Source organism: Sulfuricaulis sp., assembly GCF_049587675.1.
In the GTDB taxonomy this organism is placed as follows: Bacteria; Pseudomonadota; Gammaproteobacteria; order Acidiferrobacterales; family Sulfurifustaceae; genus Sulfuricaulis.
This window is the reverse complement of the sequence record NZ_JBAVEJ010000147.1, coordinates 1-21,062: the sequence shown is the minus strand read 5'-3', so window position 1 is coordinate 21,062 and position 21,062 is coordinate 1. Positions and strand designations below refer to the sequence as shown.

19 protein-coding genes and 1 pseudogene are annotated in these 21,062 nt (G+C 56.8%); 9 read left to right on the top strand and 11 right to left on the bottom strand.

Going from position 1 to position 21,062, the window contains the following annotated elements; genetic code table 11:
• Positions 1–120 precede the first annotated feature (120 nt).
• The 9 genes from WB402_RS07705 to WB402_RS07665 all read right to left on the bottom strand — a co-directional run bounded on the left by WB402_RS07705 (position 121) and on the right by WB402_RS07665 (position 9,944).
• Positions 121–636 (bottom strand): OmpH family outer membrane protein, encoded by a 516-nt coding sequence (locus WB402_RS07705; protein WP_424206571.1) that lies wholly within the window; start codon positions 634–636, stop codon positions 121–123.
• A gap of 128 nt (positions 637–764) precedes the next feature.
• On the bottom strand, positions 765–3,410 hold the full coding sequence (locus WB402_RS07700; RefSeq protein WP_424206569.1) for an EAL domain-containing protein: 2,646 nt from the start codon (positions 3,408–3,410) through the stop codon (positions 765–767).
• A gap of 93 nt (positions 3,411–3,503) precedes the next feature.
• Positions 3,504–4,982: an apolipoprotein N-acyltransferase gene (gene lnt / locus WB402_RS07695; RefSeq protein WP_424206567.1), complete on the bottom strand. Its 1,479-nt coding sequence runs from the start codon at positions 4,980–4,982 to the stop codon at positions 3,504–3,506.
• 34 nt (positions 4,983–5,016) lie between these two features.
• Positions 5,017–5,910 carry an HlyC/CorC family transporter gene (locus WB402_RS07690; protein WP_424206565.1) on the bottom strand — a complete coding sequence of 298 codons (894 nt, stop codon included), beginning with the start codon at positions 5,908–5,910 and terminating at the stop codon, positions 5,017–5,019.
• On the bottom strand, positions 5,907–6,362 hold the full coding sequence (gene ybeY / locus WB402_RS07685; RefSeq protein WP_424206563.1) for an rRNA maturation RNase YbeY: 456 nt from the start codon (positions 6,360–6,362) through the stop codon (positions 5,907–5,909). Before ybeY ends, WB402_RS07690 begins: the two co-directional genes overlap by 4 nt.
• Positions 6,359–7,354 (bottom strand): PhoH family protein, encoded by a 996-nt coding sequence (locus WB402_RS07680; RefSeq protein WP_424206561.1) that lies wholly within the window; start codon positions 7,352–7,354, stop codon positions 6,359–6,361. The genes ybeY and WB402_RS07680 overlap by 4 nt, the downstream gene beginning before the upstream one ends.
• A gap of 61 nt (positions 7,355–7,415) precedes the next feature.
• Positions 7,416–8,816 (bottom strand): tRNA (N6-isopentenyl adenosine(37)-C2)-methylthiotransferase MiaB, encoded by a 1,401-nt coding sequence (gene miaB, locus WB402_RS07675; protein ID WP_424206559.1) that lies wholly within the window; start codon positions 8,814–8,816, stop codon positions 7,416–7,418.
• A 121-nt stretch (positions 8,817–8,937) separates the two neighbouring features.
• Positions 8,938–9,099: a hypothetical protein gene (locus WB402_RS07670; protein WP_424206557.1), complete on the bottom strand. Its 162-nt coding sequence runs from the start codon at positions 9,097–9,099 to the stop codon at positions 8,938–8,940.
• Positions 9,100–9,713: 614 nt separating this feature from the next.
• A complete protein-coding gene (locus tag WB402_RS07665) occupies positions 9,714–9,944 on the bottom strand; it encodes an ice-binding family protein (protein ID WP_424206573.1) in 231 nt (76 codons plus the stop codon).
• Positions 9,945–10,423: 479 nt separating this feature from the next.
• Between WB402_RS07665 and WB402_RS07660 the strand changes: the two genes are divergently transcribed.
• From WB402_RS07660 to WB402_RS07635, 6 genes are all read left to right on the top strand, one after another.
• A complete protein-coding gene (locus tag WB402_RS07660; RefSeq protein WP_424206555.1) occupies positions 10,424–11,548 on the top strand; it encodes an AI-2E family transporter in 1,125 nt (374 codons plus the stop codon).
• A gap of 269 nt (positions 11,549–11,817) precedes the next feature.
• The gene (locus tag WB402_RS07655; protein ID WP_424206553.1) at positions 11,818–12,432 is read left to right on the top strand and encodes a hypothetical protein; all 615 of its coding nucleotides are present in this window, start codon (positions 11,818–11,820) and stop codon (positions 12,430–12,432) included.
• Between the two features lie 214 nt (positions 12,433–12,646).
• Positions 12,647–13,213, top strand: coding sequence for a ferritin-like domain-containing protein (locus tag WB402_RS07650; protein WP_424206551.1), 567 nt, complete (start codon positions 12,647–12,649; stop codon positions 13,211–13,213).
• Between the two features lie 101 nt (positions 13,214–13,314).
• Positions 13,315–13,992 carry a superoxide dismutase gene (locus tag WB402_RS07645; RefSeq protein ID WP_424206549.1) on the top strand — a complete coding sequence of 226 codons (678 nt, stop codon included), beginning with the start codon at positions 13,315–13,317 and terminating at the stop codon, positions 13,990–13,992.
• 215 nt (positions 13,993–14,207) lie between these two features.
• Positions 14,208–14,357: a lmo0937 family membrane protein gene (locus WB402_RS07640; RefSeq protein WP_424206547.1), complete on the top strand. Its 150-nt coding sequence runs from the start codon at positions 14,208–14,210 to the stop codon at positions 14,355–14,357.
• Positions 14,358–14,642: 285 nt separating this feature from the next.
• Positions 14,643–14,846 (top strand): DUF3185 family protein, encoded by a 204-nt coding sequence (locus tag WB402_RS07635; RefSeq protein ID WP_424206545.1) that lies wholly within the window; start codon positions 14,643–14,645, stop codon positions 14,844–14,846.
• A gap of 164 nt (positions 14,847–15,010) precedes the next feature.
• Here WB402_RS07635 and WB402_RS07630 read toward each other — a convergent pair whose 3' ends face one another.
• Positions 15,011–15,220: a hypothetical protein gene (locus tag WB402_RS07630; RefSeq protein WP_424206543.1), complete on the bottom strand. Its 210-nt coding sequence runs from the start codon at positions 15,218–15,220 to the stop codon at positions 15,011–15,013.
• 43 nt (positions 15,221–15,263) lie between these two features.
• On the opposite strand from WB402_RS07630, the gene WB402_RS07625 reads away from it, so the two are divergent.
• Positions 15,264–16,580 carry a cation:proton antiporter gene (locus WB402_RS07625; protein WP_424206541.1) on the top strand — a complete coding sequence of 439 codons (1,317 nt, stop codon included), beginning with the start codon at positions 15,264–15,266 and terminating at the stop codon, positions 16,578–16,580.
• Between the two features lie 217 nt (positions 16,581–16,797).
• On the opposite strand, the gene WB402_RS07620 is transcribed toward WB402_RS07625, so the two are convergent.
• Positions 16,798–16,983 (bottom strand): CsbD family protein, encoded by a 186-nt coding sequence (locus tag WB402_RS07620; protein ID WP_424206539.1) that lies wholly within the window; start codon positions 16,981–16,983, stop codon positions 16,798–16,800.
• 171 nt (positions 16,984–17,154) lie between these two features.
• Here WB402_RS07620 and WB402_RS07615 point away from each other — a divergent pair, with 171 nt between their 5' ends.
• Entirely contained in the window at positions 17,155–18,162 is a 1,008-nt protein-coding gene (locus WB402_RS07615; protein ID WP_424206538.1) for a DUF1566 domain-containing protein, read from the top strand.
• A 624-nt stretch (positions 18,163–18,786) separates the two neighbouring features.
• Positions 18,787–20,889 (top strand): annotated as a pseudogene (locus WB402_RS07610) (catalase).
• The last annotated feature ends 173 nt before the right edge of the window (positions 20,890–21,062 follow it).

Genomic DNA, 21,062 nt, shown 5'->3' with positions numbered 1-21,062 from the left:
CCTGTTGCTGCCCGGGGTGCAACAGAACCCGTTGCACCCGTTCGACGGCGTGAACACACGTTAAGTGTGTTAACGAAGACTCCGCCTCACCCCGCTTTCGCGGGGATGACGGCAACAAGACTACTTGGCCTTCGCGTCGTATTTCTCAATCACCTTCTGCGTCAAATCCATCCCCTCCTCGGCATAGAGCACGTTCCCCGCGGAGGCATCGAGCACGAGATGGAGCTTCATTTCCTTGGCGATATCGGCGACGATAACCTTGATGTCCGCGACCGATTTGCTGGCGAATTCGTTGTCCTTCTTGCTGACAGCCTGCTTGGCCTCACCGACCATCTTCTGGTAGGCCTCGGCTTTTTCCTGGAACGCTTTCTGCTTTTCCAGCTTCTGTGCATCGGTCAACAGCAGCTGCTCCTTCTGGAACGCCTGCTGCAACGCCTGAAGCTTGGCCTCCTCGCCGGTAATCATGCTCTCCTTCTCCTTGATCAGCTTGTCGAGCTCAGCCTTGTTGCGCTTGCCGACCTTGCTCTCCAGAAGCACCTTATGGAGGTTTACATAACCGACGGTCGGTTTTTCCGCGGCCGAGACAACGCCGGCAAAAAACATGATCAGCAGTGTTAATAAAGCGAATTTTTTCATTGCTCTTTCCTTGAAATGATTATCTGACCCACGGTTCGCGGGGCGGGCCGCATCATATCATTCCATAACGTGGCATGCAGCCGGGCGCTAACGGCAAGTACAGTCAGGCGGGAAACGGAGAATAGGATTCAGCCCGTGGCCAGGCGCGCTCCGCATTCGAGAAAGCTTTCAAACTGTTCCGCCGGCAGAGGTTTGCTGAGGAAGTAGCCTTGCATAGAGTCGCAACCGTGCTCACGCATGAAATTCAGCTGCTCCCTGGTCTCCACGCCTTCGGCAACCACCTTGAGCCCGAGACTGTGCGCCATGGTGATGATGGTGCTCGCGATCGCCGCATCGTCGGCATCGCCGGGAATATCGCGCACGAACGACTGGTCGATTTTCAGCACGTCGATCGGGAACCGCTTGAGATAGCTCAGACTGGAATATCCGGTGCCGAAATCGTCGACGGATATCCGCATACCCATGGCCTTGAGCTCGCTCAGGGTATTAATGGAAGATTCCGCCTGCTGCATGACGAGGCCTTCGGTAATTTCCAGGTCCAGATAATGGGGGTTGAGGCCGGTTTCCTGCAGGATATTATGGATCGATGCCGGCAAATCCTTTTGATGAAACTGCCGCGAGGAAAGATTCACCGCCACGTAGAGCGAGGAGAATCCCTGCTTTTGCCAGGCACGGCATTGCCGGCATGCGGTACGCAACACCCATTCGCCGATGGGGATGATGAAGCCGGTTTCCTCGGCGAGGGGGATGAACTGTGCCGGTGAAATCATCCCGCGCACGGGATGTTTCCAGCGCAGCAACGCCTCCATGCCGACGATGCGCCCCGATTTTCCTTCCGCGATCGGCTGGTAGTGCAGTGACAACTCGCCCCGGTCGAGGGCGGACCGCAGGTCGGTTTCGAGCGACAAGCGCTCGGTGGCGCTGGCGGTCATTTCCGCGACGTAAAACTGATAGTTGTTCTTGCCGACTTCCTTGGCGCGGTACATGGCCACGTCGGCGTTGCGCAGCAGCTCTTGGGCGCCCTGGTCGTCGAAGGGATACAGGGTGATCCCCATGCTCGCCGTCACGAAAAGTTCATGTCCAGCGATGAGAAAGGGCTGCTTGAACACATCGAGGATTTTCTGGGTGACATGGATGGCGTCATTGATGTGCCCCATGTCGGCCAGCACCAGCGCGAATTCATCACCGCTCAGACGCGCGACGGTATCGCCGCGGCGTATCGAGTCATTCAGGCGCATGGCGACTTCCCGGAGGAGCATGTCTCCCTTTCCATGGCCGAGGCTGTCATTGATGTACTTGAAACGGTCCAGATCGAGGAAGACAACGCCCACCAGCCGCTCATTGCGGTCCGCGTCGGCCATGGTCTGCTCCAGGCGCTCGATGAACTGCACGCGGTTGGGAAGCTCCGTGAGGCTGTCGAAATGGGCGAGCTGTTTCAGGCGACTTTCGCTGTTTTTAAGTTCGGTGATATCGCGCGTGATGCTCAGCATGACCGGAGGCCCGCCCCGGTCACCGGACATGGCGACGGAGTGCGTTTCCATCCACCGATGCGTGCCCTTAAATCCGATCATCTCGAATTCCATTTTACCCTTGTTGCCGCGCAGGACATTTTCTATAAAGTCGCGAAAAGGTTCACGGTACTCCGGCAGCAACAGACCGAATATCGACTTGCCGATCACCTGCTCGGGCCGGCTGGCCTCGATCATGGCCAGCCCCGCCGCGTTCATTTGCAACAACGTGCCGTCCGCGGTGACGATTTTGACGCATTCCGGTTCTGCGTCGACGATGGCACGCAGCTGGTTCTCGCTGCGGCGCAACGCCGCTTCCGCGTGTTTGCGCTGGATCATAGAACCCAATTGCGTCGCGATGCTGGAGACAATGCCGGTCAGGTGTTCGTCTTCATCCCGCGGCGCGCGCACGAAGAACTCGAGCACTGCGATCATCTCGTCGCCAGCCAGTACCGGAATCCCCAGTCCTGCGCGGAGTCCGGCCTCCGTCGCCGCGCTGGCGCGATGAAATTTTCCATCGCGGATCACATCGTTCACCCACACCGGTTTTTTTGATGTCCACACCCGACCCGGCAACCCGGTTCCCTGCATGCACATCATCTCAAGGCTGGTCTTGCGGAAGCGTTCGAGGCCCGCGGTGTTTCCGTACCAGGCCGGCACACACTCGAGGCGGCCGGTTTCCCCGGGCATCCACGCCTGTCCCACGAGCCAGCCGGTGGATTCGCAGACCTTGCGTAACACCACTTCGAGCGCGGAGTACAGATCGGGCGCCTCGCCGACCGCCACCGTCATGGCCTGCAACAAGCGCACCTCGTCTTCGGCGCGCCGGCGCTCGATCATCTGCGCTTTCAGGGTCGTGTTGATGGTCCCCAGGTCTGATACATGCATGACGCGGCTCTTCAGAACGCCGATCAGCAGCGCCATCGCCGGTGTCGTCACCGCCCACATTGCGACACGCACAAAATTCTCTCCAGCATATTGGAAAGGTTGACCGGGGATGGAAAAGAAATACGCGAAATACAACCATGCCATCGCGGCGCTCGCCATGCCGGATGCCATTCCGCCGTAGAACGCGGAAAATGCCACGATGAGCAGGAGTATGGCCGGCGGATTGGGGATTCTGAATCCTTTCAGTTTCAGAATTTCGATGGACGCCACGGCGGTCAAAACCAAAAACGGCCCGATGAGATTCCGCCAAATAGTAAACTTGGCTGAACGCAGTTCCTGCCCGGTGATGGCCATGTCCGCTCCGGCAACCGTTCTCATGCTGATGCTGCCTTGTTATCTAATAATAGGTCAGTCAGAAAGGTCAGCAAGAACCGTGCCCGCTCGCGGGCGTTAATCATTAGGCCATTAAAATCAGCGCATTTTTGTCAGCCGTTTTTGGGCACGAACCGCCATCGCGGCGGCGATTGTGAGAAACACCCACAATACGATGGGCCAATTCCCGAACCGCACATAGGGGGTTGCCCCCTGCATGGGCTGCACCGACGCCGTCAGCGCATGGATCTGAAACTGCGGTGCGCGCGCCATGACATCGCCATGATGATCGATAACAACGGACGGTCCGGTATTGGCGGCGCGTAACATGGGACGGCCGGTTTCGAGCGCGCGCATGCGCGCCATCTCGATGCGCTGGTGCGGCGCCAGCGAATCGCCGAACCAGGCATCTTCACTCACGTTCACCAGCATGGTCGCGGACGGCAGGGTGCGGATCACTTCTTCGCCAAACGCATCTTCATAACAGACCGACACGCCGATCTTCTGGCCGGCGGCGAACAATGGCGGCTGATTCGGCGCGCCGGCGCTGAAGTCCGACATGGGTATCTGGAAGTTCCGCATCAGCCAGGAAAATACCGGCTCCACAGGCGGATACTCGCCGAAGGGGACGAGATGCTGCTTGCGGTAAATACCCGGTTGCGGGCTGATGCTCACCACGCTGTTGTAGTAATGCCGCCGGTCCCTGTCACGCTCCACCACGCCGAGCAGAAAATCCACGCGTGCCGCCTGACTGATGCGACGCAAATCTCCGAGAAAGCCCGAATCGATTTCATCCAGATACGCCGGCACCGCCGACTCCGGCCAGATGATCAGATCCGATTTCGGCGCCGCGGCACTCAGCGACGCGTAACGGCTCATGATGGCGGCACGGCTTTCCGGGCGCCACTTGCTGTCGAGCGAGACATTCCCCTGAATGAGCGTGACTTGCAGAGGATTACCGGCAGGTTGCACCCATTCGATCTTCCCGGCAAGCCAGCCGCCGATCCAGATGGCAGTGAATAGCGGCAGGCCGAATTTGAGAAATTTTTCCGGTGCGCGCACGCCCCAGGCGAGCACGCCGGCGCTCAGCGCGCAGAAAAAACTCACGCCATACACACCCAACCACGACGCATAACCGGCGAGCGGACTGCTCACCTGACTGTAACCCAGATTGAGCCAGGGAAAACCGGTGAGAAACCAGCCACGAATCCATTCGAACAGCACCCAGAGCGAGGGCAACAAAACCAGCGCATGCCAGGCGCCACGCACCGAAAAAAAACGCGCCTGCCACCATCCGAACAAGGCCGGATAAAGTGCGAGCCCGGCGACAAACAACAGCACCGCCAGACCGGCGAGCGGCGCGGTCATGTTTCCATAATGGTGCATGCTGACATAGACCCACGACACACCGAGGCCGAACATTCCCGCTCCGTACAGAAAACCGCGGAAGGCCGCGCGCCCCGGAGAGGCGTCCGACCATAATACAAACAGCAAGGCGGGAGACAGCACGGCAAGCGGGAACAAGTCGAACGGCGAGAACGCGAGCGGCAGCAACAGCCCGGCGACAAACGCCACCATGTCAGCCGCTGCCGGCGGAAAACGGAAAGTCCTGCTACTTGGCTTTTTGCCGGTCTGCTTGTTCAACCGGAGTCACTTTCAGGAGATAAACGCGGCGGCTGTCGGCACGCAGCACCTCGAAACGCCAGTTATCGATGTCGATTTTCTCGCCGCGGCGCGGGACATGTCCGAGACGGTTCATGACCAGACCGCCCACGGTATCGATTTCCTCGTGTGCGAGCTGACTGTTGAGGCGCGTATTGAAATCGGCCAGTGTCACCAGCGCCTTGATCACGTATTCACCGCCGTCGCGCGGCATGATCATGACGTCGTCCTCGATATCGTACTCGTCCGCGATCTCGCCCACAATCTGCTCCAGCACATCCTCGATGGTCACCAGTCCCGCCACCCCGCCGTATTCGTCCACGACGATCGCCATGTGGTTACGGCTGGTGCGGAATTCGCGCAACAGCACGTTCAGGCGCTTGCTTTCCGGCACGAACACCGCCGGCCGCAGCATGTCGTGGACGTTGAATTGGGCGCGTTTCTTCTTGTCGAGGAACAAATAACGCAAAAGGTCCTTGGCGAGCAGAATGCCGATCACCTTGTCCTTGTCACCGTCCACCATGGGGAAGCGCGAGTGGCCGGACTCGATCAGCATCGGCAGGTAGCCCTCGGGCGGGCTGTTCTTGTCCACGACGTCCATCTGCGAACGCGGCACCATGATGTCCCGGACCTTCATCTCGGAGACTTGGAGCACGCCTTCGATCATGTCGAGCGAATCGCGATCGAGCAGATCGCGCTTGGCGGAATCGCGCAGAACATCGATCAGGTCGTTGCGCGTGGCCGGTTCGCCGAGCAGCGCATGACTCAATCGGTCAAGCAGCGAGCGCGGCGCAGCCGTCGTATCGCCGGTGGCGCCCGGCTTGTCTTCGTTTTTATCGTTCATTGAATATAGGGGTTGGCGTAGCCCAGCTCCTTGAGCAGGCGGATTTCCTTTTTTTCCATCACCACGGCGTCCTGCCGTTTCAGGTGATTATACCCGCGCAAATGCAGTATACCGTGAACCACCATGTGTGCCCAATGGGCATTCACGGTTTTACGCTGGATGCGCGCCTCGCGCCGCACCACCGGCGCACAGATAACCAAATCGCCGAGGATGTCGCTGCGCGTGCCGGGCGGCGCCTCGAAAGGAAACGACAGGACATTGGTCGGATAAGACTTGCGCCGGAATCGGCCATTGAGCGCCGCCGACTCCGCGTTGCCCACGATGCGCAGTCCCAGCGTCACGCGCCGACGTCGCAGACCCTTCAGGGCGGCGTGTGCCCAGCGACGCAGGACGGAATCCGTGGGCAGTCCGGCGCGCGTCACGCCGTACTGCACGCTCAATTGCAATTTCATGCTTCGTTTTTCTTGCTGCGCAATTTCTCGGCAGCGCTCTCGTGCGTTTCGTAGGCCTCGACAATTTTCTGCACCAGCGCATGGCGCACGACGTCCTGCGGGGTGAAATGGGTAAAAGTAATGCCTTCGACATTGCGCAGGATTTCCATCGCCTGCTTGAGGCCGGACAGCTGCGTGCGGCGCAGGTCGATCTGGGTGATATCGCCGGTAATCACCGCGGTGGTGCCGAAACCGATACGCGTGAGGAACATTTTCATCTGCTCCGCGGTGGTATTCTGCGCCTCATCCAGGATGATGAAGGATTCGTTGAGCGTGCGGCCACGCATGTAGGCGAGCGGCGCGAGTTCAATAATATTTTTCTCCAGCAGCCGCGCTACCTTTTCGAAACCCAGCATTTCGTGCAACGCGTCATACAACGGTCGCAGATAGGGGTCGATTTTCTGCTCGAGGTCGCCGGGCAGGAATCCCAGGCGTTCGCCAGCCTCCACCACCGGCCGCACCAGCAGAATCCGTTGCACGCGGTTGGTCTCGAGCGCCTCGACGGCGCAGGCCACGGCCAGATAGGTCTTGCCGGTGCCGGCCGGGCCGATGCCGAAATTGATGTCGTGGGTCAGGATATGGCGGATGTACTGGCGCTGACGCGGACCGCGCCCACGGACGATGCGCTTGGGCGTGCGCAACGTGGTTTCGCGATCGTCTTCTTCCTCCGGCCCGCGCAGCGCAAATTTCTGCAGCATGACATGCACGCCGGCCAGCGTCAGGGCCTCGTCTCCCTGGGTGGCGTCATAGAGATCTTTCAGCAGTTGCGACGCGGCGCTGCTTTCCTCCGGCGCACCGGTCACGCGAAAGACATGACCGCGATTGGCGATCTCGACGCCCATGTATTCTTCGATCTGCTTGAGGTGTTCGTCGTGACTGCCGCACAGGCTGGCGAGCCGGCGATTGTCCGCGGGGGTGAGGCTGAATTCAATGTGACTGGGTTTCGGTTTCAAACGCGTGCTGCCATCCTGGAATGATTCAGAGAATAATTAAGACGCAAAACCGATGAACAAATCAAGCGCGGCGCGCCAAAACTTCGTTAAGCAGCCGCCCGCGCAGGGAATTGGTCATCGCTTCGGTGATTTCCACATCCACAAACCGGCCGATCAGGCTCTGGTCAGAGGCATCCGCCGCTCCCGGCGTCCTGCCTTCCGCGGCATTTGTACTTCCCTGTACATCAAAGTTTACGACACGGTTGTTCTCCGTGCGCCCGCACAGTTGCTGCGGGGACTTGCGCGCCGGGCCCTCGACGAGAATTCGCTGTGTCGTGCCCACCATGCGCCGGCTGATGGCAGCGGCCATTTCGATATTGCGGCTCTGCAACCGGGCCAGCCGCGCTTCCCTGACTTCTTGCGGCGTGTCGTCGGTCAGCTCCGCCGCCGGCGTGCCGGGACGCGGGCTGTAAAGAAAACTGAATGAAGTGTCGAAACCGACTTCCTCCATGAGACTCATGCTCGCGGCGAAATCCGTTTCGGTCTCGCCCGGGAAACCAACAATGAAATCCGTCGTTACGCTGATGTCCGGACGCACTTCGCGCAGCTTGCGAATCTTCGATTTGTATTCGAGCACGGTATGACCGCGCTTCATCAGCGTGAGAATGCGGTCGCTGCCGCTCTGCACCGGGAGATGCAGGTGACCGGCGAGTTTCAGCACATTGGCATAAGCGCCGATCAGCCGCTCGTTGAACACCTGCGGGTGCGAAGTGGTGAAACGCAGGCGGCCGATGCCGTCGATCTCGGCGAGATAACGGATCAGGAGGGCGAGATCGGCGAATTCGCCGGTGTGCATCGCCCCGCGATAGGCATTGACGTTCTGCCCGAGCAGAATAACCTCGCGCACGCCGTGCTCGGTCAGATGCACCACTTCCGCGATCACGTCATCGAACGGCCGGCTGAATTCCTCGCCACGTGTGTAAGGCACAACGCAGAAACTGCAATACTTGCTGCAACCTTCCATGACCGAGACCAGCGCCCGCACGCCATCCACCCGCGGTTCGGGCAGGCGATCGAATTTCTCGATTTCGGGAAACGCAATATCCACCGCCGGCTTGTGGTTGACCAGGACGCTGTCCAGCATCTGCGGCAGGCGGTGCAGGGTCTGCGGGCCGAATACCATGTCCACGTAAGGCGCGCGCCTTATGATTGCCGCGCCTTCCTGGCTGGCAACGCAGCCGCCGACGCCAATAACCAGGCCGGGACGCGCGTCCTTCAGCTCGCGCCACAGGCCCAGCTGCGAGAACACCTTCTCCTGCGCCTTCTCGCGAATGGAGCAGGTATTGAGGAGCAATACGTCGGCCTGGGCCGGGTCGTCCGTGGTTTCCAGCCCGTGGCTGGCCGCGAGCGCGTCCGCCATGCGTGCGGAGTCGTACTCGTTCATCTGACAGCCGAAGGTTTTGATATGCAGCTTGCGGGACATGTACCGGGAAAAGCTACGGGATCAGGTACTTAATCTACCGACAGGGGGACAAAATTACCAGCCGGCAATAAAAAACGCGGGTGGCACAAGCCACCCGCGTTCGGAGGATTACCGATATCACCTAGGGCCTGGACTTCTCGCTGATCTGCGACAGGATCGCCACCACCAGCGCTGCGATCGACAAAGCGAAGATATAGTAGATATTTTCCAGGAGCTGAGAATTCGTCGACGCCAGATAAGTGATTATAGTCGGGGTACCAATCCAGAAACTCAGCTTCAACATGACATTCTCCTCCTCAGGATTAAGTCTGCGGGAGGGGCCGCTAGCCCGTCATTCCTTTCTGCCCACAGATCGTCCCTTGAATTGAGACTTGGTCAGAAGCCCCTAAACCACAAGCTGCGACCGACGCGTGGCGGCTCGATGGAGATGAGTGGAGATCATAAATGAATGACTAATGAGACAGTGTTTTAATGCGGTTGAGGAGCAGGCGCGTCATCTGAGCCGATAGAAGGCGTAAAAATTGATACCCATTAAGCAGTTACAAGATGAAATTCTTGTTATTACTGATGTAGCCAGAGCGTCTGGACAGATATACATAAGTATTTCCTAATTTTGCGGTACACACTAAACCTGCACCGGCGAGGAAATTCAGGTCATTAAGTTCTCAACAAGTTATGCGCATCTGGCCCGAGCGCTTTGGCCGAAAATGTCAGAAATTGCCTCATCCTGACGGATGTCAGTCACAATTTGGTTACGCTGGCATGAGCTTGTTCTTAGTAACTATGGCCAGAGAAAGTCTGTGCGCTAGAGTACGGAACCCGTGTGTATACGGACCCACAAAAAAGACCGTCTCGCGACGGTATTTTCATTAGTCTCTCATGCTGCATCTCCCCACTTCAGGGGGCAAGAACGTTTACAGTGGTATCCAAGTATGAAACGGCAGAAACCAGGGACAAGGCTCTGCCGTCTAGTGTGGCGCCGCCGCCCGGGAAAGTGACACCCGAATTAGCGATGATGGTTCCCACCATATGAGCACCGCCATTAATCGTCGCGGCACTGCCAACATTCCAAAAGACATTCTTCGCCTGAGCGCCGCCTGCCAAGATGACGCTGCGACCGGTTCCCACACGATATGCGTGCTCGCTGTCTGGAAAACCGTAACCGCTTTCTGCCACTTAAGCGGCTAACGCTAACACTAGCAACCATTTCGTGGTTTAGAATAATTTTCGAATCTGTTCATGTTCCACTCCTGCGTTATTCAATACCGAAATAGGCATCGATGTAATCGGACAGGTGGACTTTCAGTTAAATTGGCTTTGACAAGAATCAGGCCAACGGGTTGTGAAGCCATCCATCGCTAAACCTCTTGTACTCGCTACACCCTCCGGCGCACTGTGCGCTGGCAAACATAACGGATTTTATTGCGCTAACTTTTAGGTCCCAGTTCTCGTTATCTTGACGGCCAATGCCCCTACGTACCCCAAGTGATGCTGTGCGCTATCGCACATACACAGATTAGCATTCACTATAACCTCGCTTGCCCCACAAGAATGTCGCACAGACCGTGATCTCGCCACATAGCGAAGCTGACTCCGGAGTCGTGGATGTGTCGTCCGCCGTGGGCGCCGACCCAGTATTGGTCGCGGCGCACGTGGGCCGCCTCTCGCGCACGGACGCGGCGGTCGTTGTACTTGCGGTTTTCGTGCTCGTTGCGGCGCTGTATCTCGCGCGCGCCTTCTTTGTGCCGTTGCTGATCGGAATCCTCGCCAGCTACATGCTGCGCCCGGTGGTGGACTGGCTGAAGGCGCTTCACGTACCGCGGCCTGTGGCGGCGGCGCTGGTTCTCGTGGTGCTCGTCGGCAGCCTGTCCTGGATCGCCTTCTCGTTGCGCGACGAGACCATAACGATGATCGAGAAGCTTCCCGAGGCCGCCCACAAGCTGCGCCAGAACTTGAGCGCCGCTCGCGCCGGCAGCCCGACGGCGCTGCAAAATATGCAAATAGCCGCCAACGAGCTTCAAGGGGCTGCCGCCGACGCGGGCTTGAAGCCGGGAGCTCGCGCGGTCGCGGCTCGCGAGCCCGAGCCTACCGCCTGGCTGCGCGATTACGCGCTCGCGCAGTCAGCGCTGGTGATCGCGGTTGTCGCTCAGGCACCGATCGTGTTGCTGCTCACCTATTTCCTGCTCGCCTCGGGACAGCACTTCCGGCGCAAGCTGGTGCAGTTCGTCGGGCCGTCGCACCATAAAGAGGCCGTGAACATCCTCGAAGAGATCAACGTGCAGATTCAGCGCTACTTGCTCGTCACGCTCGTGTCGAACACCCTGATTGGCGTCTGTACCTGGCTCGTGTTCCGAGCGCTGGGAATGGAGCAGGCCGGCGTATGGGGCTTCGCCGCCGGCGTTCTGCACTTCATGCCATACCTGGGCCCGGCGTTGATCGCACTCGCCAGCGGCGTAGCCGCGTTTATGCAATTCGGTTCGTCGCTCAATGCGCTCGCCGTCGCGGGTGCGTCGCTTCTGGTGGCAGGCATGATCGGGGTGGTGTTCATGACCTGGCTGCAAAGCCACTTCGCGCACATGAACGCCGCGGTGCTGTTTATCGCCTTGCTGTTCTTCGGCTGGATGTGGGGTGTATGGGGCCTGCTGCTCAGTGCACCGCTGGTCACCATCGCCAAGGTGATTTGTGATCGCGTCGACTCACTCAAACCGGTGGGCGATCTGCTGGGGCGTTAGCAGGTTGCTGAAACAATCCATCGCATGCGCATGGTTCAGGCTGCGTGTCACGCAACGTGAATTTAATCTCTTGCGTCCTGCCTGGTTCTGAAGGCCATCCATGGATGTGGATGTGCGGGAATCTTCCCCACTGAGTGTGCGGGAATCTTCCCCATTTAAGTTGCACTCCGTATGCCAACGTACATACGGCGATAAATATTCAATATAAAGTCCGACATCGTCCACCGTCACTTTTCATCCATCACTCACTTTAAAGAAGAGAAAAAACTATGAGCAAATTCACTACCACTGCGATCGCGGTTGCGATCGGCCTCACGTTCAGCGTCGGCGCGATGGCGCAAACCATGTCCAAGAGCGATTACAAGTCCGGCATGGACAGCATTGCGGCTGAGTACAAGTCCGACAAGACCATTTGCGAATCGTTGTCCGGTAATGCCAACGACGTATGCATGGCCGAGACCAAGGGCAAAGAAAATATCGCAAAGGCCGATCTCGACGCCCGCAACAAGAACACCAACGAGTCCCGCTACGAAGCGCTCGTCACCAAAGCGGAAGCCGATTACTCAGTCGCCAAGGAAAAATGCGATGACCAGGCCGGCAACGCCAAGGACGTATGCCTGAAGGAAGCGAAGGCCGCGGAGACTGCCGCTAAGGCCGACGCCAAATCGCAGAAGAAGATCTCGAAGGCGAACAAGAAAGTCAACAAGGAATCTGCCGAAGTGCGCAAAGAGGCAACGGATGAATCTACCGATGCACGTCGGGATGCCGCCACGGATAAACGCGACGCCAACTACGCGGTGGCGAAGGAAAAGTGTGACGCCCTCGCAGGCGGCGCCAAGGACAGCTGCATGAACGAAGCGAAGCTGCACTACGGCAAGATGTAAATCGAAATCCGGCAGGCGTCGGGCTGTTTACCTGACGTCTGCCGGAGTGTTTGACGAGCACCCCACCTCCACACTCTGTCAAGCGGTGGGATCGGTGGTACGTCTTTGCGCTGTGACTTCACCGCTATAAGTGAATATTCCTGGCGGCCGTGAAGTATCGAATGTCGCTGTAGAAAGGCCCACGACCACAATCTGATCAACAAAGGAGTAACATATGGAACAATCCCCGCTGAAAACCTTATCGAAGGAAAAGCCTTCGCTGTCTGATATTCAGACCCTGCGTAAACGTGCGCGTCAGCACATCGAAGGCGGTGCCGTCACTTCGGGCTACGCGGCAGACCGCAAGGCTGTGATCAAACTGCTGAACGAAGCACTGGCAACCGAGATCGTCTGTGTGCTGCGCTACAAGCGCCACTACTTCATGGCCACCGGCATCCACGCCGAGCCCGTGGCGGCTGAGTTTCTCGAGCACGCCAACGAAGAACTGCTGCACGCCGACCGCATCGCCGAGCGCATCGTGCAGCTGCGCGGTGAACCGAATTTTTCCCCCGACGGCCTGTCGCAGCGCAGCCACGCCGAATACGTCGAGGGCGATTCGCTCAAGCAGATGATCAAGGAAGACCTGGTCGCCGAACGGATCGCGATCGAGAGCTATCGCGAGATGGTTGCGTATATCTCTGAAAAGGACCCGACGACGCGCCGCGTACTCGAGGAGATCCTCGCCAGTGAAGAGGAACATGCCGACGATCTGGTCTCGCTCCTCGAGGGGTTGAAAGAATGATGCTTTCGGCGCCCCAGCGTCGTAGGTCCGGGATCGCTTTTGTACCCCGCTCCCCTGGGAAAGTCTCTGCATAATTTGGCTATTGCCAGGAGTAATTTCCTATGATTATCGAAACCAAAAAACCGCTCACTTATCCGTTTGTCCTGACGCCGCTGCCCTTCGCTTACGACGCGCTCGAGCCCTACATCGACGCGGCGACCATGCGAATCCATCACGACAAACATCACCAGGCATACATCACCCACCTTAATGCGGCGCTCAAGGGTTATCCCGAATTGCATGACTTCAGCATCGAAGAACTGCTGCGGCGAAGCAATGAGCTGCCCGTCACGATCCGGCAGACGGTGCACGACCAGGGCGGGGGCCACTTCCATCATCAGTATTTTTGGAAAATTCTAAAGCCCGGTGCAGCAGGCGCTAAACCCATCGGCGCGCTGGCGCAAGCAATCGCTCGCGACTTCGGCTCCGTCGACGCGTTTAAGACCAAGTTCGTCGAGACGGGCACAAAGCATTTCGCCTCCGGCTGGGTGTTCCTGGTGGTGAATCAGGCGGATGGAAAGCTGGAAGTTCTTTCTCGCCCCGACCACGACAGCGTCCTGCTGGAAAAAAAGACCGCCCTCCTCATCAACGATCTGTGGGAACACGCCTATTACCTAAAATATCAGAGCGACCGCGCTGACTATCTCAATGCATTTTGGAACGTCATTAATTGGGAGTATGTAAATCAACGACTTGAAAGCCTACACACCACCAAAGAGCAGTATCAGTTGGTAACCTGAGAATCGAAAGAATTATGTACGCTATCGCACTGAATATCTTAGGGGGAGGAGCATAATTGTTTTGATGATGGATAACCCTCCGAACCTCTCTTACAAGTAGGGTTCTCCCAAGTTCGACACGGTGTGGAAAATTTCATTCCGTAAATCACTGTCTCAGGTCATGCTGACATTGTTATAGCATCGGTCTGGACAGTACAGCATGAAGGAGAATTAACATGTTATACACTATCGCTGTTGTTTTGGTCGTCTTGTGGCTCCTGGGACTCGTCTCCTCCTATACCATGGGTGGCTTTATTCACATTCTGCTGGTGCTCGCCATCGTGGTGGTCCTGCTTAGCGTCATCGGTGGAAGAAAAGTTCTCTGACCCACGCGTAAGGCGATCTTGAATATCACGTAGCAGGGAACAAAGGGCCATTGGCCCTTTCCCGTAGACTTTGTCCTGAGCAGGAGAAGTGTCATGTTGAAGCTGAGTATTTTTATTGGTACACCGTCGGCAATCACATACCTGGCATCGACCAGTTCTCAGCAGACAGATAGTATTTTATTTATTTTCGCGCTGTCCGCAGCAGCACTATTGGTAGCGATTCTGTCGCAGATCGGTCATATGTCCAGACCGTAGCGATTATTTTTAATTTAAGGAGATTTTCCGATGGACAAAACAATCTCGCTCGCGATGCTTGCCGGGGGTATCCTGCTGGTGATCTTCGGTGTCAACGCATCGAATTCAGTCAGCTCCGACATTTCCCGGGTTTTCACCGACGCGCCTACCGACAAGGCGATCTGGATGCTGGTCGGCGGTATTGTCGTGACTGTTATCGGCGCGATGGGACTGCTGCGTGGTTCGAAAAACTGAAAAGATTGGTCAGATTTTTCATCTGCATCGGCTGTCGCTGATAACAACGGGTACCTGAAATATCTCTAGAATGCCAAGATCACTGCCTCGCTGATTTCAATGGCGACCGGAGAAGGTGCTCCCGCCGTACTTAACATCGAGATCTTGGCTTATTCGCACTCTGGCTAGATCGTGGTCAGCCCCAGGTTTTCCCAATCCTGCATACCGCCGCGATACGAGAATAATTTGTGTGCCGGGTAGCCGACGGAATATTCATCGCCCCGGGAATGATTCCCTTTTCCACCCAGTCGGGTGTACGCGAATCGACCACCATGATCGATGCATCGGCCGTTATATATTTTCTTGACGAATCCACTACCGTGGAACACCGCCAAAAACAGTTTCGTCAAACCGGAAATACAATGAACCGACCGAACAATGACTAACGCACAATGGTTTCTGCTCGTGGGCGGCCTGTTGCTCGCCAGGGGCATTACTTCTTCGATGCTCAAGCGCCTGCCGGTCACACCAGCCATTATCTATCTGGCGGTGGGACTGCTGGTCGGACCTATGGTGCTCAATGTATTTCACTTCAATCCGCTCAAAGAATCGGCACTGTTGGAAGTGCTGACCGAAGTGGCTGTGCTGATTTCGTTGTTTTCTGCCGGCATCAAAATGCCTGTGCCGGTAAGCTTCGCCCGCTGGCGCACACCGATTCTACTGGCGTCTGTATCCATGGCGGTCAGCGTCGGGATGGTCGCTGCTTTCGCTTATTATCTACTCGGTCTGCCACTGGGCGCTGGCGTCTTGCTGGGCGCGATCCTGGCACCCACCGATCCGGTGTTGGCGACCGATGTCCAGATCCGTCATCCCGGTGACCGCGACCAGCTCCGCTTCACCTTGACCTGCGAGGCGGGCATGAATGACGGCAGTGCTTTTCCGTTTGTGATGCTGGGGATGGGATTGCTCGGACTGCACGAGCTCGGTGAATTCGGCCTGCGCTGGGCGCTGGTCGATGTGCTGTGGGCCACGGTGGCAGGAATCACCATCGGGGCAATTTCGGGCGCCGCACTGGGCCGTTTGGGATGGAAGCTGCGTGGCGAGCCGCCCGAGCACAAGCTCATGGACGACTTCCTCGGACTCGGCCTGATCGGTGTGGTATACGGCTTGAGCGTCCTAGTCGATGCGTGGGGATTTCTGGCGGTATTTTTCGCTGCCGTCGCGCTGCGCCAGACCGAAATAAAACTCGCCGGCGCCGGTCGAGATTACCCGGATCGGCCGCGAACCTACGGAATCGAACCGGAAGCTGCAAACGCAAGCCCTGATAACGAGCCGCCGCCGACCGTCAGCGGAGGATCGCTGATATTCAAGGAACATCTGGAGAGGCTCTCGGAATTGATGCTCATCCTGCTGATCGGTGGCACGCTGTTTCTCGACTCCTGGAACTGGCGGGCGGTGGGACTTGCGCTGTTTTTGTTTATAGTGGCGCGCCCAGTCAGTGTTCTCGCCAGCCTGTTGGGTACCCATACTTCGTGGCCGATACGCGGCATGGTGGGCTGGTTTGGGGTACGCGGCATAGGTTCACTGTACTACCTGATGTATGCCATACAACACGGTCTCCCTGAAGATCTGGCCTTGGAGCTTATCCAATTGACGCTGATTGCGGTATCGCTTTCCATTCTCGTCCACGGAACCAGTGTCAAGCCGCTGATGAGCCGCTTTTGGCGTCACCGCAAGCGTCTGCCAACGCCATAAGTGTTCTCCCAACCGCCACTCAAAGAGCCTTTATAATATAGTTCCTAATGCCTGGACGATGTCGTTGCGCGAGTGAATACCGGCACTTAACCCTTTCAGGATCAAGCACGGTAACCGCGTACCGGCGCTCCACCGATCACGGCAGTTACACAGAAATATTTACAGGCCTTCCCTGGGCGCTACCAGCGTCCAGAAATTTAACTTGCAGCAAACTTTTCTACCGACCTTTAGCAGCATCTTTGAGACCTTCTTTGGCGTTGCCAACAGCCTTTTGCGACTTGCCTTCAATCTGTTTTCCAAGACCTTTGACTTGCTGTTTTTCGCTGCCTATTGCTTTGCCAACTTTTTGTTGCACTTTACCGGCAGCTACTTTCGCTGCACCCTTCACTTGATCTTTGTTCATAATAAGTTTCCTCTAAATAATAAATATTCTCGTTATAGTTAAAACTATGGCGTTATCTATCAGCCCTGATTACGATTTCGCTCTGAACAGAGCTAACTCTTTGCAAAAGTTTATAATCCCACTCATTCCTGCAGGCTGTCTGTGCGCTGGCACGCACAAGTTGGAGCAACCATGACCTCGCACCATTATCTGCATACCGGCCAACGCACCTGCCATGCCGACGATGGACGCGAGGTTCCATGCGAAGGTTCTGGCCAGGACGCGTCATTTGCCGTCGGCACGTACTGGCCGGAACCGCGCTTCGACTTGCACAACGACGAGGTCTTGGACCGGTTGACCGGTCTGATCTGGTGTCGTAGCGCCAATCTTGCGGAATTTCCACTCACCTGGCAGGAAGCACTGGATTTCGTCGCGGCCATGAATCGTGAAAAGCGTTTCGGCCAGCGCGACTGGCGTCTGCCCAATCGCCGCGAATTGCGCAGCTTGCTCAGTCTGCAAGCCAAATTGCCTGCCCTGCCCGAGCACCACCCGTTCACCAATGTGTTCAACGGCTGGTACTGGACTGCAACGACGGCGGCCATCAGTCCGGCGCACGCCTGGTACGTGGCGCTCGATGGCGCGCGCATGTTTTATGGCGGCAAAGATCAATCCTTCATGCTATGGCCGGTACGCGGTGAAGGTCTGAATGTTGTCCCGCGCACCGGCCAATGCCTGTGCTTTGATGCCGCCGGCAATGTTATTTCATGCACCGGTTCCGGTCAGGACGGCGAATGGCGTTACGGCGCCCCGTGGCCTGAACCCCGCTTCGAAATGCTTCAGGAAGGCGTGCTGGATCGTCTCACACGTCTGCTCTGGCGCCGCAGCGCAAACCTTACACCGCAACCGGTGGTCTTGCGCGAGGCATTGGCCGCAGTGGCCAAGCTTAACCACGAAGGCGCGGGAAGTGCCTGGCGGCTGCCAACGATCAACGAACTGGAATCGTTGGTGGATTGCGCCACCCACAGCCCGGCCTTGCCGTCCGGGCATCCTTTCACCGACGTGCAGGACATTTACTGGTCATCGACCACCAGCCTGTACGAGCCCGATTGGGCTTGGGCCTTGTACTTGGAAAAAGGCGCGACGGGCGTCGGACAAAAGCGGTCCGCACAATTTTCGGTGTGGGCCACCAGATCCTCATAAATGACTCCCAGACAGATACTTTGTGGGTGCCGTTGAATTTCCTGGGATGGGGCCGGAGTCGCTGCTGTCCCACTTAACTTTTTAATCACAGACCGCTGGCTCAAAACTGAACGGATATTGGCAGAATATACCGGATTTATTGGGTCCGCCAGTTTCGCCCTTGCTAGCTATCGTGCCTCATTCAGGCAGCGATTCCACTTTTCCAACTATTGAGATTTCATGGGCCACTTCTTAATGTTCGATAACGCACAGAAATGGAAATTAAGAGGTTTTATTGTGTATTGCAATATTCTGATTATTTCACGATTGAGTTAAGTGCATTTTCATATTAATTTTCTAGAAAATCAGACGGCATGCAACCGCATTTTTATAAGGAGAAGCCAGATGGGAAAATATCTGATTGCCTGGCTGCTGGGTGTCCCTGTTATCGTTTTAGTGATTATTTATTTCTTCTTTAACTGACGATCTGCTAACGAAGCCAGAGAATGGCCATCCAGCAGCAGGAGAAATGCAAACTGCTTGATCCGGGACGCCCTGCCAGAATCGCGTGGTGCCAATAAACACCAACGCATCAGAACACGACAATAGCCGGCAAGTCGACGTTACTCACCAAGGAAATAGATCATGAGCAAAAAAAGGACAGCAAATAATTCTGGAAACCGTAAACAGGAAAAGGGCTCGGCACCGAACGTAGGCTCACAACGGATAGCCGGCGGCGAACTGCACCAGATCGCCGGTGGAAAGCACCCCGTGCTTACCACCAACCAGGGCGTCGCACTTTCCGACAATCAGAACTCGCTCAGGGCCAATTCGCGCGGCCCTACATTGCTGGAGGATTTCATCCTCCGCGAAAAAATCACTCATTTCGATCACGAGCGTATCGTGCATGCGCGTGCGACCGGCGTGCTTGGATTTTTCGAGTTGACCGCCTCATTGAAGCGCTACACCAGTGCCCGGATACTCACTGAAGTCGGTGAAAAAACACCGGTGTTTACTCGTATATCGACTGTCGCCGGCGGCGCGGGCTCGGTCGACACCCCGCGGGACGTACGCGGGTTTGCCGTTAAGTTTTATACCAAGGAAGGCAACTGGGATCTGGTTGGCAACAACATCCCGGTTTTCTTTTTTCAGGATGCCATCAAATTCCCCGACCTCATCCATGCCGTAAAAATGGAGCCCGACCGCGGCTTTCCGCAATCGGCGACCGCGCATGACACGTTCTGGGACTTCATTTCGCTCACGCCGGAATCCATGCACATGGTGATGTGGATCATGTCGGACCGTACCCTGCCCCGTTCGCTGCGCATGATCGAGGGCTTTGGCGTGCATAGTTTCCGGCTCATCAACGCCGCCGGCGAATCAACTTTCGTCAAATTCCACTGGCGTCCCAAACTCGGCTTGCAGTCCACCATTTGGGACGAGACCGTCAAGATTTGCGGCGCGGATCAGGACTTCCATCGGCGCGATATGTTCGACGCCATCGCGGCGGGTAATTTCCCCGAGTGGGAATTCGCGGTGCAGCTTTTTACGCAGGAGGAAGCGGACGAATTCCCGTTCGATCATCTGGATGCGACCAAGCTCATTCCCGAAGAACTGGTGCCCTTGAAAGTCATCGGCCGCATGGTCCTGAATCGCTGGCCGAACAATTTCTTCGCTGAAACCGAACAAGTGGCTTACTGTCCTTCGCATGTCGTGCCAGGCATCGATTTTTCCAATGATCCACTGTTACAAGGCCGTTTATTCTCCTATCTCGACACGCAGCTGTCGCGCCTTGGTTCAGCCAATTTTCACCAAATCCCGGTCAACGCGCCCAAGTGCCCGTTCGCCAACCATCAGCGCGATGGACACATGCAGATGTCTCAACCGGTGGGCCGGGTTGCCTATGAGCCCAACTCTTTGTCTAAAAACTCGCCGCGCGAAACGCCAGCTGAGGGCTTTCATAGCGCCGTGGTAACTGAAACGGGTGAGAAAGACCGCATCCGTGCCGAGGCCTTTGCCGACCACTAAAGCCAGGCGCGGCAGTTCTATCTCAGTCAAACCGCGTATGAGCAGGCGCACATCGCCTCGGCGTTGGTGTTTGAGCTTTCCAAGCTCGAACATGTGCATGTGCGTGAGGCGATGGTCGGTCACCTCCTACATATCGATAAAGACCTGGCCAAACGCGTCGCCGCGGGACTTGGGTTCGACAAAATGCCCGATGCGCCCAAGGCTGCCGTGTCCGTGCAACAGATGGAACCTTCACCGGCCTTGCAAATCATCGGCAAGATGAAAGACACGCTCAAAGGGCGCGCGGTTGGCATCCTGATCACGGATGGTTCAGATGGTGCTGTCATCAAGAAGATTAAAAAGGCCGCCACCGATGCGGGTGCCAGCGTGAAGATCGTCGCCCCCAAAGTGGGTGGCGCGAAGCTTGCCGATGGCTCGATGCTGGCGGCTGACGGACAACTGGCGGGTACACCTTCTGTGCTATTTGACGCCGTCGCCGTCATTCTCTCCGACGCAGGCGCCAAGACACTGTCGATGGAAGGCGCCGCGATCGATTTCGTGCGTGATGCTTTTGGTCATCTCAAGGCAATCGCCGTCGACCAAGGCGGCCGGGCGCTTTTGAAAATGGCCAATGTCGAACAAGATGCGGGCGTCGTGGATACCAACGACAAAAACGCATTTATTGCTGCGGCAAAAACACGCCAATGGGATCGGGAAGAGTCCGTTCGAACATTGGCATAGATGAGCACATTCGTTATTACTACAAAAAACCCGGCGTCGTGCTGCGGCCCTCAATTTTTGTAAACCGCTGGCGGATACGGCACAGCGCGTTACGCTGTGCCGTGCGTGTCCTTACATGCCTTACATGCTTTTCATGCCGCTATCCATCTTACCGCCCTTAACAATATCGCTCA

Excerpts from the sequence above, each read along its gene's own strand:
- WB402_RS07620 (WP_424206539.1), bottom strand. The coding sequence starts at position 16,983 with ATGAACAAAGATCAAGTGAAGGGTGCAGCGAAAGTAGCTGCCGGTAAA.
- WB402_RS07615 (WP_424206538.1), top strand. The coding sequence starts at position 17,155 with ATGACCTCGCACCATTATCTGCATACCGGCCAACGCACCTGCCATGCC.
- WB402_RS07655 (WP_424206553.1), top strand. The coding sequence starts at position 11,818 with ATGAGCAAATTCACTACCACTGCGATCGCGGTTGCGATCGGCCTCACG.
- miaB (WP_424206559.1), bottom strand. The coding sequence starts at position 8,816 with ATGTCCCGCAAGCTGCATATCAAAACCTTCGGCTGTCAGATGAACGAG.
- WB402_RS07640 (WP_424206547.1), top strand. The coding sequence starts at position 14,208 with ATGTTATACACTATCGCTGTTGTTTTGGTCGTCTTGTGGCTCCTGGGA.
- WB402_RS07690 (WP_424206565.1), bottom strand. The coding sequence starts at position 5,910 with ATGAACGATAAAAACGAAGACAAGCCGGGCGCCACCGGCGATACGACG.
- WB402_RS07700 (WP_424206569.1), bottom strand. The coding sequence starts at position 3,410 with ATGAGAACGGTTGCCGGAGCGGACATGGCCATCACCGGGCAGGAACTG.
- WB402_RS07645 (WP_424206549.1), top strand. The coding sequence starts at position 13,315 with ATGATTATCGAAACCAAAAAACCGCTCACTTATCCGTTTGTCCTGACG.
- WB402_RS07625 (WP_424206541.1), top strand. The coding sequence starts at position 15,264 with ATGACTAACGCACAATGGTTTCTGCTCGTGGGCGGCCTGTTGCTCGCC.
- WB402_RS07635 (WP_424206545.1), top strand. The coding sequence starts at position 14,643 with ATGGACAAAACAATCTCGCTCGCGATGCTTGCCGGGGGTATCCTGCTG.
- WB402_RS07705 (WP_424206571.1), bottom strand. The coding sequence starts at position 636 with ATGAAAAAATTCGCTTTATTAACACTGCTGATCATGTTTTTTGCCGGC.
- WB402_RS07650 (WP_424206551.1), top strand. The coding sequence starts at position 12,647 with ATGGAACAATCCCCGCTGAAAACCTTATCGAAGGAAAAGCCTTCGCTG.
- ybeY (WP_424206563.1), bottom strand. The coding sequence starts at position 6,362 with ATGAAATTGCAATTGAGCGTGCAGTACGGCGTGACGCGCGCCGGACTG.
- lnt (WP_424206567.1), bottom strand. The coding sequence starts at position 4,982 with ATGGTGGCGTTTGTCGCCGGGCTGTTGCTGCCGCTCGCGTTCTCGCCG.
- WB402_RS07670 (WP_424206557.1), bottom strand. The coding sequence starts at position 9,099 with ATGTTGAAGCTGAGTTTCTGGATTGGTACCCCGACTATAATCACTTAT.